Source organism: Bifidobacterium sp. UTBIF-68 (genome assembly GCF_006408855.1).
GTDB classification, from domain to species: domain Bacteria; phylum Actinomycetota; class Actinomycetes; order Actinomycetales; family Bifidobacteriaceae; genus Bifidobacterium; species Bifidobacterium reuteri.
In genome coordinates, this window is sequence record NZ_JFAN01000008.1 from 94647 (window position 1) to 110682 (window position 16036).

Consider the following 16036-nt stretch of genomic DNA (forward strand, 5'->3'; position numbering starts at 1 on the left):
GCAGCAACTCACGCCGTTGCGAGAATGCGGCGTGTGAGTCTTCGCTGGCCTATAACCTTGGTACGAATACCCGAAAGAAGCATAAGGGGGTTTTGGTGAGCCAGAATGAGTCCGGAACCGTCGATATTCCCATGTATGACAAGGACGATGCTGTTCTTGTTTTGGAAGACGGACAGGTATATGTGGGGGAGCCTTACGGCGCCTTGGGCAAGACGACCGGTGAGATCGTCTTCGCCACCGGCATGACCGGATACCAGGAGACGCTCACCGATCCCAGCTACGATCGACAGATCGTCGTTCAGACCTTCCCGCACATCGGGGACACCGGCGTCAATGATGAGGACCCCGAGTCCTCGCGTATCTGGGTCGCCGGCTATGTGGTGCGCGACCCCTCGCCGAATGTGAGCAACTGGCGCGCCGAAGGCAGCCTGGACGATGACCTCAAGAGGAACGGCATCGTTTCGCTGAGCCACATCGACACCCGCAAGCTGGTGCGTCACCTGCGTTCGGCAGGCGTGATGCGCGCCGGCATCTTCTCCGGTGAGGCGCTGGTCGATGGCGGCACAGGCCGTCTTCGCGATGTAGCCGGCCTGCTCGAAGACGTCAAAGCCACTCCGCAGATGCAAGGCCTGAGCTTGTACGACGAGGTCTCCACCAAGGAGATGTACACCATCGAGCCGTGTGGCGAATACGAAGGCAAGGAACCGCTGTACACCGTCGCCGCCGTGGATCTCGGCATCAAGGGCATGACCCCGCACCGTATGGCCGAACGCGGCTGCCGCGTGCATGTGGTCCCCTCCACCACCACCTTCGAACAGATCGAGGCGCTGAACCCCGATGGCGTATTCTTCTCCAACGGCCCGGGCGATCCGGAGCAGGCCGGCCCCGAGATCGAGTTGCTCCGCAAGGTGCTGGACGCCGGATACCCGTTCTTCGGCATCTGCTTCGGCAACCAGCTGCTTGGCCGGGCGCTCGGCTTCGGCACTTATAAGCTCAAGTTCGGTCACCGTGGCATCAACCAGCCGGTCAAGGACGTGACCACCGGCAAGGTCGAGGTCACCGCCCACAACCATGGCTTCGCCGTGGACGCGCCGATCGGCGAGACCGTCAACGCCCCGTTCGAGGATGGCAGGTACGGCAAGGTGTTCGTCAGCCACATCGATCTGAATGACGACGTGGTCGAGGGCCTGCAGTGCGTGGACATCCCCGCGTTCTCCGTCCAGTACCACCCGGAGGCGGCCGCAGGCCCGCACGACGCGGCATACCTGTTCGATCGTTTCTGCGATCTTATGAAGAACAACCCGCGCGACGCTCGCGCCAACGTCAGCAACGTCAACAACGACTCCAAGGAAGGTAAGTGATATGCCGAAGCGCACCGACATCAAATCCGTGATGGTCATCGGCTCCGGCCCGATCGTGATCGGTCAGGCCGCGGAGTTCGATTACTCGGGCACCCAGGCATGCCGCGTCCTGCGTGAGGAAGGCATCCGCGTCATCCTCGTCAACTCGAACCCGGCCACCATCATGACCGATCCCGAGATGGCCGACGCCACCTATATCGAACCGATCGCCACCCCCATTCTCGAGCAGATCATCGCCAAGGAACGCCCTGACGCATTGCTGCCGACCCTGGGCGGCCAGACCGCGCTCAACGCCGCCATGGCCCTTGGCGAGGCGGGGGTGCTCAAGAAGTACAACGTCGAGCTGATCGGTGCCTCCCTCGAGGCCATCGACCGAGGCGAGGACCGAGAGCTCTTCAAGAAGGTCGTGGATGAGGCCGGCGCCGAATCCGCACGCTCCCGCATCGCCCACAGCCTTGAGGAATGCGACCGCATCGCCGAAGAACTCGGCTACCCGCTGGTCGTGCGCCCGAGCTTCACGATGGGTGGTCTCGGCTCTGGCATCGCGCACGATGAGGAGGAGCTGCACCGCATCGCCGGTGCTGGCATCCACTATTCGCCGACCGATGAAGTGCTCATCGAGGAAGGCATCGAAGGCTGGAAGGAATTCGAGCTCGAGCTCATGCGCGACCGCAACGACAACGTAGTGGTCGTCTGCCCGATTGAGAACGTTGACCCGGTCGGCGTGCACACCGGTGACTCCATCACCGTGGCACCCTGCTTCACCCTGACCGATCGCGAATACCAGAAGCTGCGCGACATCGGCATCGCCATCATCCGCGGCGTTGGCGTGGACACCGGCGGCTGCAACATCCAGTTCGCCGTGCACCCCAAGACCGGCCGCATCATCGTCATCGAGATGAATCCGCGCGTCTCCCGTTCCTCCGCGCTGGCGTCCAAGGCCACCGGCTTCCCGATCGCCAAGATCGCCACCAAGTTGGCACTCGGATACACGCTCGACGAGATTCGCAACGACATCACGCAGTCCACGCCGGCCTCCTTCGAGCCGACCATCGACTACGTCGTCACCAAGGTGCCGCGCTTCGCCTTCGAGAAGTTCCCGGGCGCCGACCCGACCCTGACCACTTCGATGAAGTCCGTGGGCGAGGCTATGGCGCTGGCCGGCAACTTCCAGGAGTCCCTGGGCAAGGCCATGCGCTCCATCGACAAGCGCCACATGGGCTTCAACTGGGACGGTGAGCAGCCGTCCGCCGAGGAGGTCGCCGAACTGCTCGAACAGGTCAAGGTGCCGACCGAGCATCGCTATCTGCAGCTCATGCACGCCATCTGGGGCGGCGCCACCATCGAGCAGCTGTATGCGGCCACCAAGATCGACCCGTGGTTCCTGAAGCAGATCATGCTGATCAACGACATGGCCATGACCGTACGCGCGGCCGAGACCCTGACCCCGAAGCTCCTGAAGAAGGCCAAGCTCGCCGGCCTGTCCGATGTGCAGATCGCACATCTGCGCGGCCTTGGCGACGGGGGAGAGAACACCGTCCGCGAGCTGCGCTGGAACTACGGCATCCGTCCGGTCTACAAGACCGTGGACACCTGCGCCGCCGAATTCGATGCGGCCACGCCGTACTACTACTCCTGCTACGCCGACGAGACCGAGTTGCGTCCGCGCGAACGCGAGGCCGTGATCATCCTCGGCTCCGGCCCGAACCGCATCGGCCAGGGCATCGAGTTCGACTACACCTGCGTGCACGCGGTGCAGGAGCTCGGCAAGGACTATGACACGATCATGGTCAACTGCAACCCGGAGACCGTGTCCACCGACTACGACATGTCCGACCGCCTGTATTTCGAGCCGCTCACCTTCGAAGACGTGCTCGAGATCTACGAAGCCGAAAAGAAGATGGGCCCGGTCAAGGGCGTCATCGTGCAGCTCGGCGGTCAGACCCCGCTCTCCCTGGCGGCGCGTCTGAAGGCCGCCGGTGTTCCGATCCTCGGTACCACGCCGGAATCCATCGACTTGGCCGAGAACCGTGAGCTCTTCGGCGAGGTCCTGAAGAAGGCGGAGATGAACGCCCCGCGTTACGGCACCGCCCTGAGCCTCGAAGAGGCCATGGATGCCGCTCACCGCATCGGGTACCCGGTGCTCGTGCGCCCGAGCTACGTACTCGGCGGACGCGGCATGGAAATCGTCTACGACGACAAGCAGCTCACCAAGTACGTGGATCGCGCACTGGCCGAAGCCAAGGCCGACACCGTCGTGTCCGGCCGTCTGCCATCCCCGCTGCTGATCGACAAGTTCCTGCAGGACGCCATCGAAATCGATGTCGATGCGCTGTTCGACGGCGAGGAACTGTACATCGGCGGCATCATGGAGCACGTCGAGGAAGCCGGCGTGCACTCCGGCGACGCCGCATGCACGCTGCCCCCGTCCACCCTGTCCGACGACCAGATTCGTCGTCTGCGCGAGGGCACGTATGCCATCGCCAAGGGCTGCCATGTGCAGGGTTTGATCAACGTCCAGTATGCGTTCATGGCCAATACGCTGTATGTCATCGAGGCCAACCCGCGCGCATCCCGCACGGTGCCGTTCGCTTCCAAGGCGACCGGTGTGGCGCTGGCCAAGGCGGCTGCACGCATCATGGCCGGCGAGACCATCGCCGACCAGCGCAAGAACGGTCTGCTGCTGCCCAAGGGCGACGGCGGCGTGATGCACCGCGGCCAGCAGGTGGCGGTCAAGGAATCCGTGATGCCGTTCAAGCGCTTCCGCACCCCGGTCGGCAAGACCGTGGACATCCTGCTCGGACCTGAGATGCGCTCCACCGGCGAGGTCATGGGCTTCGACCGCGACTTCCCGCACGCGTTCGCCAAGAGCCAGCTTGCGGCATATGACGGTGGCCTGCCGACCCACGGCAACGTGTTCATCTCCGTGAACGACACCGACAAGCGTCAGCTGCCGCTGATCGCCGTGCGCCTTGAAGAACTCGGCTTCAAGATTTGGGCCACCGAGGGCACCGCATCCGTGCTGCGCCGCTACGGCATCGATTCCAATGTCGTGGACAAGATCAGCACCCGTGTGGACTCCGACCCGGAAGCGCCGGTGGTCGTCCACCACGCCGAAGGGTCCGTGGGCAAGAACGTGGTGCAGCTCATCGAGGACGGCAAGATCGATATGATCCTCAACACGCCGAACTCCCGAGGCTCCCGTTCCGACGGCTACTCCATCCGCGCGGCAGCAATTGCAGCGGATTTGCCCCAGTTCACCACCGTCACTGAATTCCAGGCTGCCCTCCTCGCCATCGAGGCCGTGAAGCATAATGATTATCAGATCATGAGCATCCAGGATCATTCGAAGCAGCTGTTCGAATTAGAGAGACAGGAGTTCTGATGGTTACACCCAGCAGCGAGGAGTTGAACGCGCAGCGTTCCGATTTCGGTTTGCGTCTGAGCAACTCTATGGCAAAATATGGGCCGTTATGTGTGGGCATCGATCCGCACCGGAAGCTTCTCGCCGACTGGGGGTATAACGTCGACGCCGAAGGCGCGGAACTGTTTTCCATGCGTATGTTGCAGGCAGCCAGCGGCTGCGCCGCGGCGGTCAAATTCCAGACGCCTATGTTCGAGCGCTACGGATCCAAGGGGTTCGAAGCGCTCGAGCGTGTGCTCTATGCGGCACGCCAGATGGGCGTCATCACCATCGTGGACTGCCTGCATGGCGGTCTGCCCACCACTATCTCCGCCATCGCGGATGCGTATTTCAAGCCGAACTCCCCGATGTTGGCAGATGCCATCACGCTGCTGCCATACTATGGCGCACGTTCGCTCAATGGCCTCATCTCCGAGGCGCTGGACAACGGTCGCGGTGTGTTCGTCGCATCGCTGACCTCCAATCCTGAAGGCATGAGCCTGCAGACGGCCATCCGCCAGTCCGGCGACTACCAGGGCCACACGGTCGCCTATGGCATCGCCGCGACCGCCCAGAAGCACAACGTGGACATCGAGGGCATGGGATCCGTCGGATTAATCATCGGCGCGACCATCGGCCAGTGGATTCAGGATTCCGGTGTGGATCCTTCCCAGTTCACCGGTCCTATCCTCTCCCCGGGCTATGGCTGGCAAGGCGCTGAGGCCAAGGACCTCAAGACGGTGTTCAAGGGTACCCGCGGCAACGTGCTGGTCACCGTATCGCGCTTCATCGCATCTCACGGACCTGATATCAGCGCTTTGAAGCAGGCCACTGAATCCATCGCCCTTGACGTGCGGCAGGCATTGTACGAAGCCATGAACGAAGGCGACAACAAGGAAAAGGACGGCATGGGAACAAATACCGCGAACGCGAACGCCAACGCGAACAGCGAGCCGGCGGCAGCCGATTCGGCGAATGCCGCTCAGGGCGACAAGCCCAAGGGACGCTTGGTGGTGCTTACCGGACCCGCAGGCGTCGGCAAGGGCACTGTGGAGAACGCGATGCGCAAGAAGCATCCGGGGGTGTGGCTGTCTGTGTCCGCCACTACCCGCAAGCCAAGGCCGGGCGAAGTCAATGGTGTCAACTACTGGTTCCTGACTGACCAGGAGTTCTCCGCCAAGGAGAACAAGGGCGAGTTCCTGGAAACCGCTCTGGTGCATGGCCTCGCACGCTACGGCACCCCGTTGAAGCCGGTGCAGGAGCATCTGGCCGAAGGCGTCCCCACCTTGCTGGAAATCGATTTGCAAGGTGCCCGCCGTATCAAGGAGCGTGCTGCGGAGCTTGGCGTGGACGTGGTGTATGTGTTCATTGCGCCGCCGAGCTTCGATGAGCTGGTACGCCGTCTCAAGGGTCGTGGCACCGAATCCGAGGCGGAAGTGAACAAGCGCCTCGAGACCGCCAAGGTGGAGCTCGCCGCCGAAAACGAGTTCGACGTGACCATCGTCAACGACAATGTCGATCGCGCAGCAGACGAACTGTGGTCGGTCATCGCCAAGGAATACGGTCTGTGACCCGGTGATTTAGTGGTTTGTCTCGCAATTGTCTAAGCGGTATTGGCCCCCTCTGATGAGGGGGCTGGCGGCGAAGCCGACTGGGGGAGAGATAGGAATCTGAAATACTCGTTTCATAAGTGAGCCGGACCTCTAGCGATTGCGGATTCGCGGCTGTTTTGTGGCTCCCCTTCGTGTGGAGCCACAATCATGTTCAGCGCAGCACGAGTTGCCGATGCCTGATATCGGCGCTGGTCTTGGCGGGAACCATACGCCAGCCGAAATGCTCCAGATCGTTTTGCTGGATGTACCGGTGCATCCATTCGAAGCATTCCTGCGTCTGAATCGCATCGCTCAGCGCACGATGCTCCTCATTGTCGGCAATGCCGAACCGTACGATAAGATCGGCCAGACGATGATGCCGGTGTTCGGGGAACAGGACACGGCTGATCTGCATGGTGTCGTAATCGATGCACATGAACGGCGAGCCTGCGATATGGCGGGCGTTGTAATCGAGAAAACGAAGATCAAAACTGACGTTATGCCCCACAATCGGCTCTATGCCGATTCGCTCCGGTGAAGACAGGGCAGGAGCGTCGGCCAGCCAATCGATGAAGCGGGGGAGCACTTCGTCGATCGGATCGCAATCGGCCACCATGACGTCGCTGATACCGGTCAGAGCGGTGATTTGCGCGGGAATAGGGCGCAACGGATTGATCAATTCCTGGAATTGGTCGATGACTCGCCCGTTCCGTACGCGGACCGCACCGATTTCGGTGATGGCGCAACGGTTCGGGTAGAATCCGGTCGTTTCCAGATCAAGTGTCACATAATCGCGTGGGAATCCGGATTCATCGGTATTGAACGATGCCGTGGCGGACGGGGAAGGGGAAGGCCGGCCGAAAACGCTGATGTCGGAATACGTCACGCATGCTCCTCAGGGTGTGCTGTTTCGAGTGCCCATTGTAGCGGAAGCCGGGCAAGTCCGTCATGTAATGACTGGGAGAATCACGGCGTTCGGTTCGCGGCGCAGATCGATTTCATGCTGCATGGATATATTGGTGGGGCGAACAACGCGTTGCCGGGATGGTCGATGGGACTGTCGTCACGCTGGCACCGAACGGAAATGGGGATGAATGAAGCGAATCGTGGCGGGCATTGTGGCCCATGTGGATGCCGGCAAGACCACGTTGTCCGAGGCGTTGCTGTACCGCACCGGCGAGATTCGCAAGCTGGGCCGCGTGGATCATGGTGACGCCTTCCTCGATACCAATACGTTGGAGAAGGCCCGAGGCATCACGATTTTCGCGCATCAGGCGCTGGTGGAGCATGGACAGCTGGCGCTCACCCTGCTGGATACGCCGGGCCATGTGGATTTCGCCGCGGAGACTGAACGCGTGCTCACGGTGCTGGACTATGCGATTCTCGTCGTTTCCGGCACGGACGGGGTGCAAGGCCATACCGAGACGCTGTGGCGTCTGCTGGCACGCTATCATGTCCCCACGTTCATCTTCGTCAACAAATGCGACGCCGCCGGTTTCGACCGTGACGCCGTGCTCCGGCAGTTGCGCAAACGGTTGAGCGATGCCGTGGTTCCGCTGCCCTCCATGGACGTACGGCAGCATGATGGGAAATCGGCATCAGCCGCCACGGTGGAGTTCGGCGATATGGTCGAGGACATCGCCACACTGGACGAGCAGGCGATGGACGAATATCTGGATATGGGTTCCGTGACCTTGGGGCGAGTGCGTCAGATGATAGCCGACAGGGAATTGTTCCCCGTGTACTTCGGATCGGCACTGAAACTCGATGGTGTGGATGACCTGCTGGATGGTATGGAAACCTATACGCAGGAGCCGCGTTGGGCTGAGGATTTCCGAGCCAAGGTGTTCAAGATCGCCCATGACGGTCAGCACAATCGACTGACCTGGCTGCGGGTGACCGGCGGATGTCTCAAAGCCAAGGAGATCGTCAGCGGCAACGACCCCGATGGGACGGCGATGCAGCATGCGGCCGACGAGACGCAGTGGCATGAGAAGATCGATCAGGTGCGCGTCTACAATGGCGCCAGATTCGAAACGGTGACCGAGCTGCCGGCTGGTGCGGTATGCGCGGTGACCGGTCTGACTCGTACGTTTCCCGGTGCAGGGCTCGGCTCGGAGCTGGATGCCGGAGCGCCGGCATTGCAGCCGGTGCTGACCTATACGGTCCTGCCTGCCGGCGCGGGCGCGACGGAAGCGAAGGAATCGGCATCTCCAGTGAACAACGGCGGCTCTGCGAGCGACGGTGACCGGTCGAGCGGCTCCGGTGCCGATGACGGCGAGGATGATGTGCCTCAGGTTCCGGCCGTACGCCCGACATTCGACGATCTGACACTGCACAAAGTGCTGACGGCATTGAGGGAACTCGAGGACGAGGATCCGCTGCTGCATGTGGTGTGGGTGTCCCGTCTTGAGGAGATTCACATACAGCTGATGGGTGCCGTGCAATTGGAGATCATCCAGCAGACGCTCGCCGAGCGGTTCGGCCTCCATGTGGATTTCGGCGCCGGATCGATCCTCTACCGTGAGACGATCACCGCTCCGATTGAAGGCGTCGGCCATTTCGAGCCGCTTAGGCATTATGCCGAGGCTCATATCCTGCTGGAGCCGGGGGAACCGGGCAGTGGCGTAACCGTATCGTCGGCGGTCAGCGAGAATGACCTGGACCGCAACTGGCAGCGGCTGATTCTCACCCATCTGACCGAGCGCGAGCATTTAGGCGTGCTGATCGGAGCACCATTGACCGATATCCGTATGACGTTGGTGGCCGGCAAGGCGCATCTGAAACACACGGAAGGCGGAGACTTCAGACAGGCCACATATCGCGCCATCCGCCAGGGATTGATGGAAGCGCACGCGGGAGTGACGGGACATCCTTCGACTCCGGTGGAGGAACGGCCTGATACCAGCAAGCCTGGCAACTGCCGTGTTCTGGAACCGTGGTATCGCTTTACGCTCGAAGTGCCCAGCGCCATGATTGGCCGGGCGATGAGCGACATCCAACGCATGTCGGGCACGTTCGACACGCCTGCCGATGATGGCGAGTACGCCACGGTGACCGGCAGCGCTCCCGTCTCCGAGATGCGTGACTATGCGATGGAAGTCAGCCAATACACTCACGGACACGGGCGCTTCTCCGCCACATTCGGGGGATACCGTCCATGCCATGACGAGAATCTGGTGATTCGTGACGCACATTACGATCCGGAATCGGACCTGGACAACACCCCGGATTCCGTATTCTGCGCGCACGGTGCCGGCTACCCGGTGAAATGGTACAAAGTGCCTGAATTCGCGCACGTCGATTACGCGCAATGAGGCATACGCCGCCCGTGAAGCACCAGATGATTGTTTCACCGGATGTTTCACGGGCAGCGGCCGGTGCATGGAGCAGAGGGGCTGCTACCAGATCTGCGGACGGATGAAACCGTTGGATTCGAGGAAGCGCTGAATGTCGCGCATCTCCGGCATGTTCATCGAATGCGCCATGCCGGGATAGATTTGTTCAGTAAGCTGGCTGTGCTCGCGCCAGAACATGCTCATCGCAGCCACATCGGATGCCGGGAAGATGTCGTCGATGGCGCCATGACCATAGAACACCGGACGATCGAGCGTCTTCAACTCGACATCGCCTGCGACCGGACCGGGTGCCAGCCATCCGGAACAAGAGACGGCTGCGGCATAGCGCTCGGGGTTGAATCGCAGCATATGGCAGGCGAGCAGACCGCCCTGCGAGAACCCCATGGTGATCACGGGTCGTTCTGCAGGGATGTTCGCGGCGACCCAGTCGTCGATGGCCTGTGCGGCGGAGTGTGCCTGTTCATCGAGAGAAGCGCCCTCGGGAACGCCTTCATGCGACCAGGAGCCGAACCACGTGTATCCCATGCCATAGGCGATAGGAGCCTGCAGACTGGCGTAGTCAGCGGAACCGGCTCCACAGTAGTTGAGCAGATCAGGCAGATCGTATTCATTGGAACCCCAGCCATGCAGCAACAGGAACACCGGATCGGTCTGCGAACCCTTCAGACGGGTCAAAGCCTTGGTAACCTTCATGCTTCCACAGTCTAGTCGAGCCGGGTCGTAAGTTCGTTGAATATTGGAGGCTCCCCTTGTCAGGGGAGCTGGCCCGCGAAGCGGGACTTAGGGGTAGTCAATTGATCAACGAACTTACGGCGCAGCATACTAGTCAGGCCTGCCGAAGCATCCCATAGCATCCCATAGCATCCCATAACCAACACGTATAACCAAGGCCTGCCAAGACCGGTGTTTTTGCGTTATCGTCGAAGACGTGCCAAGCGAGGAGGGGCCTCGACCATAACAGGCACGGCGACAACATCGCAACGAGACACCGTAGGGGAGGTGCGCAATGACCAGGTTCAACACTCAGCTCGTCCACGGACTGCCGGTTGATGACAACAACACCGGAGCCGTGAACCCGCCGATCTACAACTCAACGACATATGCCTTCGAGAGGGTCGACGCGATGCCCCGCTACGACTACGCGCGAAGCGGCAATCCTACCCGCGACTTCCTGGAGCGTCAGATTGCCCAGCTCGAACAGGGCACGCGAGGCTTCGCATTCGCATCCGGCTTGGCGGCGATCCACGCCGTGCTCTCCATCTTCAAGCCGGGCGACCGCATTGTGGTGGGCGACAATATCTACGGCGGCACCTACTCGCAGCTCAACGAATTCTTCACCCGCTGGGGTCTCAAGGTCGAGTCCATCGACACGCAGGACCTGGAAGCCCTGACGGCAGCCGTCCAGGTCGACCCCGCGAACGGCATCGCGCCAGCACAAGCCGTCTACTTCGAAACCATCACCAACCCGCTGCTCAAGGTCAACGACGTGCGCGGCATCTCCGCAGTGGCCCACCGGTATGGTGCGTTGTCCATCGTGGACAACACGTTCGTGACCCCATACCTGCAACAGCCGCTTGCACTTGGCGCGGATATCGTGATTCACTCCGCCACTAAGTATCTTGCAGGCCATTCCGACGTGAACGCCGGTCTGGTGGTCGTCTCCGGCGAGGAACTCGCCAATCGTATCTATTTCGCTCAGAACCGTCTGGGCGGCGTGCTGGCGCCGGCCGAATGCGATGCGGTGCGTCGTGGCATCCAGACGTTGGCGCTGCGTATGGACCGCCAGCAGGAGAACGCGCTCGCGGTGGGCCGATACCTGCTGGCCCATCCGCTGGTCAAATCCGTCCATTATCCGGGACTGCCCGGAGCAGGCGACCAGCGTCTTGCCTCCAAGGGCTTGAAGGGCGCAGGCGGTGTGTTGAGCTTCGAAGTGGTGCCCGGTGTCGACCCGGCCGATGTGCTCAACAACCTGCATGTCTTCCGTCTGGCGGTCTCGCTTGGCGCCGTCGAGTCCCTGGCCGAGCTGCCGTGTCGCATGACGCATTTCGAACTGCCGCGCGAGGAACGTCTCAAGGTCGGCATCACCGACGAACTGGTGCGTCTGTCCTTGGGCATCGAGGACGCCGCCGACCTCATTGAGGATCTGGGCCAGGCGTTCGAGATCGCCTACGAGGAGTACATCAAGCGCCATGCCGAAGCCGATGTATTCAGCCAACTGACTTCGGGCGCATTCGCCTGAGGATGCATGCGGCCATCTTCCAGAACACGGCCGCATGCCGCATGACTATCCGATTCGCGTCGATTTCGATTCATCCGACCACTGCCCATAACACGAAAGGGAATACTACTGATGACAAGGTTCAACACGCAGCTCGTACATGGTCTGCCGGTTCATGACAACGATACGGGAGCGGTGAACCCGCCGATCTACAATTCCTCGACGTACACGTTCCCTTTCGTGGGCGCGACCCCGCGATACGACTACGCGCGAAGCGGCAATCCGACCCGTGATTTCCTGGAGCGTCAGATCGCGCAGTTGGAGCATGGCACGCGAGGCTTTGCGTTCGCATCCGGTCTGGCGGCGATTCACGCGGTGCTCTCCATCTTCCAGCCGGGCGATCGCATTGTCGCCGGCGACAACGTGTACGGCGGCAGCTACTCGCAGTTGAACGACCATTTCACCCGCTGGGGTCTTCGCCTGACTACGGTGAACACCTCCGACGATTTCGAGCGGCTGGAACGCGCCATCAGCGGCAACGGTGATACCGCGCCGGCCAAGGCCGTGTATTTCGAGACCATCACCAATCCGCTCCTGCAGGTCAACGATGTGAACCGCATCGCCGCCATCGCCCACAGGTACGGCGCCCTGGTGATCGTGGACAACACGTTCGTGACCCCGTATCTGCAGCAGCCGCTCGATCTGGGTGCCGATGTGGTAATCCATTCCGCCACCAAGTATCTTGCCGGCCATTCCGACGTGATCGCCGGACTGGTGGTCACCTCCAGCGAAGATCTGGCGAACCGCATCTACTTCGCGCAGAACCGACTGGGCGGCATTCTGCCTCCGACGGAATGCGATGCCGTGCGTCGCGGCATCCAGACGCTGGCCCTGAGAATGGACCGCCAGCAGAGGAACGCTGCGGCCATCGCGCAGTATCTGCTGAAGCATCCGCTGGTCAAGAAGGTCAACTATCCGGGATTGGGCAAGGACGGTGACCGTGAGCTTCAAGCCAAGGGCCTCAAGGGAGCCGGTGGCGTGCTGAGCTTCGAGGTGAAGGATGGCGTGGACCCCGCAGTGGTGCTGAACAACCTGCACGTGTTCCGTCTGGCGGTCTCATTGGGTGCCGTGGAAAGCCTTGCCGAGCTGCCCGCCCGCATGACGCATTTCGAACTGCCGCGCGAGGAACGGCTCAAGGTCGGCATCACCGACGAGCTTATTCGCCTGTCCGTGGGCATCGAGGATGTGAACGATCTTATCGAGGATCTGGGCCAGGCTCTCGAGAAGGCCTATGAAAGCCTTGACAATGAGCATGACTCCACCGAGGGAATCGACCAGCAGATCGACAGCCTGCTGTCCTGAAACGCCACAGGAACGGATTGACGCGAGCGTCATGGAAGAGTAAATCCAACGCGGCGCCGGTAATCCATTTCATGAATATGCGCGATGCGCCTCATGGTGCATCGCGCATATTCATATCTTGCATATAAGCGAATCATATACCCCGCTATCCAATATACGGAACTCAAAAACGTTGCAATCATGCGGTTGCCGGAATTCTGCGCGGTACCATGAAAGTACTTCGCACGGCACGTGGAAAGGTTGGAATCAGAAACCACGGGATCGTCGGGGGACGGAAGCGATCTGCTTCCGCGTATCTACCACATTGAGAACCATCAGGCAGTTATATCTTGGCATGCAGTCAGATAAAGGATGGCTCAGAGAGGGGTTAGGGATCATGCTGAACAAGCATCGTCTCATCATGGAAGGCACCGCCATTTTCGGTGTCCTGCTGACAGTATTGACATTCGGCGGTTGTGGCGTGAGCACCTCCGCTCCGTCCAGCAACACGGCAAGTTCCGACAGCTCGAACTCCCAGACCGCCGACTACAAATACGGCACTGTCGAATTCCCGAAGTCTAGCTCGCTGTGCAGCTCGCCTATCGGCATCGCCCTGGCAAAGGGCTTCTTCAAGGAGGAGGGCATCAACGCCAAGCTGGTGACCGCCGACACCGAGACCCGCAAGGTCGGTCTGGACACCGGCCGCTTCGCGGTGACCAACGGCGACTTCCAGTTCTTCCCGTCCATCGAGAACGGCGTGAAGACCAAGGTCGTCGGCGCACTGAACAAGGGCTGCATCAAGATCGCCGTCAAGAAGGGGTCTCCGATTAAGACCGCCCAGGATCTCAAGGGCAAGACCATCGGTGTCGATGAAATCGGCGGCACGCCGTACGAGGCCGCGAACCTGTGGCTCGGCGATGCCGGTCTGAACGTCGACCAGAAGAACGGCGATGTGAAGTACCTGCCGTTCGATGACGCGAACCTCGAGTTCGAGGCGCTGCAGAACGGCCAGATCGACGCCGCCGCCCTGTGGGATCCGCTGCCCACCATGCAGGAGGAGAAGGGCACCGTCGACATCATCTTCGATCTCGGCACGAATCCGCAGTTCGCCAAGCGCTTCTGCTGCTTCCTCTACGGTTCCAAGAAGATCATCGACGAGAAGCCCGATGAGATGGCCGCCATCATCCGCGCGCTCAACAAGGCCCGCGACTACATCGCCCAGCATCCTGAAGAGTCCGCCGATCTGGTGATGCAGAACAAGTACTCCACCATCAACGACAAGGCGCTGATCGTCAAACTGTTCAAGAGCTATGACTACGGCGTGAAGGACAACGAGCAGGCCCAGATCCAGGACGACGTGAAGTTCTTCTCCGAAGGTCTGAAGTCCATCGGATTCCTGAAGACCGACAACCCGGATGCGTTCGCCGATCAGGTCTACCAGAAGATCGACCTGAGCTGACGCCCAACGCCACGTCATCAACATCATGACGGTTCGCTCCGAATATGCGGTTCGCATTCGCATGCAATGGTTATGACATAAGCATGCGTGAGCCGATGTTCGGGGCGTTCCGCCCTGATATTGCAGGACAGGCACCGGAATCGGTGCCGGAGCGGGACGCCCACGACAATCAGTGGAGTATTCACAACAATCAAACGTCATCGGAAGGAAAACCGGGAACAATGAGCAGTATCACAGCTGAAGCGGTCGGCCAGCCTGTCTCGGCCTCAGGGCTTGACTCGCGCGATGCGCAGTCGGAATCAATAGCTTTGAAGAGCGGCAGCGCCGGTGCTTCGGCGGCTCCTTATGAGGCAGGTTCCGCGAAAGTGGCGCGCACTGTACCATATCCGATCGTCGTGGCGTTCTCTGTGGTGGGATTCGTCATCGCAGCCATCGTCAACGTGGTCTTCCCGCAAATTGCACCTGTGCAATTCAAGCAAGGCCAGATCTGGATTTTCCTGCTCAACGGTCAGGAAGCCTACCTGTTCCTTCTTGCGGCGCTGGTCGTGCTGTATGTCATCATCGGCGCGGTCGATGCGCGTGACCCGGTGGCCGCCGGACGGTATCGGTATCGTGCGCAGTTCCGTTTCGCCATGGGACTGCTGTTGGCGCTGTGGGATGTCACCGGCACCAAACTCCAGGTGTTGCCGCAGCCGTTCTTCCCCGGGCCCGCTCAGGTGCTGGAACCGTTTGTGACCGATGGCAACTACATCGCCTTGAACACGTTCTACTCGGTGCGTCTGTTCGCGGCCGGTTTTGTATCCGGCGTGGTACTGGGTGTGGTGACCGGCGTGCTTATCGGATGGTTCGCCCGCGCCTACTACTGGGTGTTCCCGTTGCTGAAGATCACCGGTGTGATTCCTGCGGTCGCGTGGATGCCGTTTGCCTTGACCCTGATGCCCACCCCGTTCATCGCGGCCGTCTTCCTGCTGCTGATCTGCTCCTGGTTCCCGGTGGCGTTCCTTACCGCTCAAGGCATCCAGAGCACGCCGAAGATGCTGGTTGAAGCGTCGCGCACATTGGGCGCCCATACGCCGTACATCCTGTTCCATGTGGCCATTCCGAACGCCATGCCCAGCATCTTCACCGGCATCGGCATGGCCAACAGCCTCTCGTTCCTGACCTTGGTCATTTCCGAGATGATGGGTCAGCCCGGTGGCCTTGGCTACTACATCGATCAGGCCAAGGCATGGTCGGCATACAACGAGATCCTCGCGGCGATCGTGGTGATGGCCATACTGTTCTCCTTGATCATGAAACTTGT

General features: G+C 60.8%; 10 protein-coding genes and 1 pseudogene. 9 read left to right on the forward strand and 2 right to left on the reverse strand.

Annotated elements, in window-relative coordinates; translation table 11 throughout:
• Positions 1 to 131 precede the first annotated feature (131 nt).
• The 4 genes and pseudogenes from carA (at position 132) to gmk (ending at position 6335) form a co-directional block, all read left to right on the forward strand.
• On the forward strand, positions 132 to 1361 hold the full coding sequence (gene carA / locus BW14_RS02780) for a glutamine-hydrolyzing carbamoyl-phosphate synthase small subunit (protein ID WP_140489234.1): 1230 nt from the start codon (positions 132 to 134) through the stop codon (positions 1359 to 1361).
• 1 nt (position 1362) lies between these two features.
• Positions 1363 to 4746 carry a carbamoyl-phosphate synthase large subunit gene (gene carB, locus BW14_RS02785; protein WP_140489226.1) on the forward strand — a complete coding sequence of 1128 codons (3384 nt, stop codon included), beginning with the start codon at positions 1363 to 1365 and terminating at the stop codon, positions 4744 to 4746.
• Positions 4746 to 5663: pseudogene (pyrF, locus tag BW14_RS12195) on the forward strand (orotidine-5'-phosphate decarboxylase); the annotation flags it as partial. The gene carB and the pseudogene pyrF, both read left to right, overlap by 1 nt.
• A gap of 9 nt (positions 5664 to 5672) precedes the next feature.
• Complete coding sequence (gmk, locus tag BW14_RS12200; protein WP_258186033.1) at positions 5673 to 6335, forward strand: guanylate kinase; 663 nt, start codon at positions 5673 to 5675, stop codon at positions 6333 to 6335.
• A 193-nt stretch (positions 6336 to 6528) separates the two neighbouring features.
• On the opposite strand, the gene BW14_RS02795 is transcribed toward gmk, so the two are convergent.
• Positions 6529 to 7242, reverse strand: coding sequence for a PolC-type DNA polymerase III (locus BW14_RS02795; RefSeq protein ID WP_140489228.1), 714 nt, complete (start codon positions 7240 to 7242; stop codon positions 6529 to 6531).
• A gap of 208 nt (positions 7243 to 7450) precedes the next feature.
• Here BW14_RS02795 and BW14_RS02800 point away from each other — a divergent pair, with 208 nt between their 5' ends.
• A complete protein-coding gene (locus BW14_RS02800; RefSeq protein ID WP_044090053.1) occupies positions 7451 to 9673 on the forward strand; it encodes a translation factor GTPase family protein in 2223 nt (740 codons plus the stop codon).
• A gap of 84 nt (positions 9674 to 9757) precedes the next feature.
• Here BW14_RS02800 and BW14_RS02805 read toward each other — a convergent pair whose 3' ends face one another.
• On the reverse strand, positions 9758 to 10408 hold the full coding sequence (locus BW14_RS02805; RefSeq protein WP_044090052.1) for an alpha/beta hydrolase: 651 nt from the start codon (positions 10406 to 10408) through the stop codon (positions 9758 to 9760).
• Between the two features lie 313 nt (positions 10409 to 10721).
• Here BW14_RS02805 and BW14_RS02810 point away from each other — a divergent pair, with 313 nt between their 5' ends.
• From BW14_RS02810 to BW14_RS02825, 4 genes are all read left to right on the forward strand, one after another.
• Positions 10722 to 11954, forward strand: coding sequence for a PLP-dependent aspartate aminotransferase family protein (locus tag BW14_RS02810; RefSeq protein ID WP_140489229.1), 1233 nt, complete (start codon positions 10722 to 10724; stop codon positions 11952 to 11954).
• 111 nt (positions 11955 to 12065) lie between these two features.
• Positions 12066 to 13295 (forward strand): PLP-dependent aspartate aminotransferase family protein, encoded by a 1230-nt coding sequence (locus tag BW14_RS02815; RefSeq protein WP_140489230.1) that lies wholly within the window; start codon positions 12066 to 12068, stop codon positions 13293 to 13295.
• Between the two features lie 376 nt (positions 13296 to 13671).
• Entirely contained in the window at positions 13672 to 14733 is a 1062-nt protein-coding gene (locus tag BW14_RS02820) for an ABC transporter substrate-binding protein (protein ID WP_140489231.1), read from the forward strand.
• A gap of 221 nt (positions 14734 to 14954) precedes the next feature.
• The coding region (locus BW14_RS02825) for an ABC transporter permease (RefSeq protein ID WP_140489232.1) at positions 14955 to 16036 on the forward strand (1082 nt) is incomplete at its 3' end.

Excerpts from the sequence above, each read along its gene's own strand:
- carA (WP_140489234.1), top strand. The coding sequence starts at position 132 with ATGTATGACAAGGACGATGCTGTTCTTGTTTTGGAAGACGGACAGGTA.
- carB (WP_140489226.1), top strand. The coding sequence starts at position 1,363 with ATGCCGAAGCGCACCGACATCAAATCCGTGATGGTCATCGGCTCCGGC.
- gmk (WP_258186033.1), top strand. The coding sequence starts at position 5,673 with ATGGGAACAAATACCGCGAACGCGAACGCCAACGCGAACAGCGAGCCG.
- BW14_RS02800 (WP_044090053.1), top strand. The coding sequence starts at position 7,451 with ATGAAGCGAATCGTGGCGGGCATTGTGGCCCATGTGGATGCCGGCAAG.
- BW14_RS02805 (WP_044090052.1), bottom strand. The coding sequence starts at position 10,408 with ATGAAGGTTACCAAGGCTTTGACCCGTCTGAAGGGTTCGCAGACCGAT.
- BW14_RS02810 (WP_140489229.1), top strand. The coding sequence starts at position 10,722 with ATGACCAGGTTCAACACTCAGCTCGTCCACGGACTGCCGGTTGATGAC.
- BW14_RS02815 (WP_140489230.1), top strand. The coding sequence starts at position 12,066 with ATGACAAGGTTCAACACGCAGCTCGTACATGGTCTGCCGGTTCATGAC.
- BW14_RS02820 (WP_140489231.1), top strand. The coding sequence starts at position 13,672 with ATGCTGAACAAGCATCGTCTCATCATGGAAGGCACCGCCATTTTCGGT.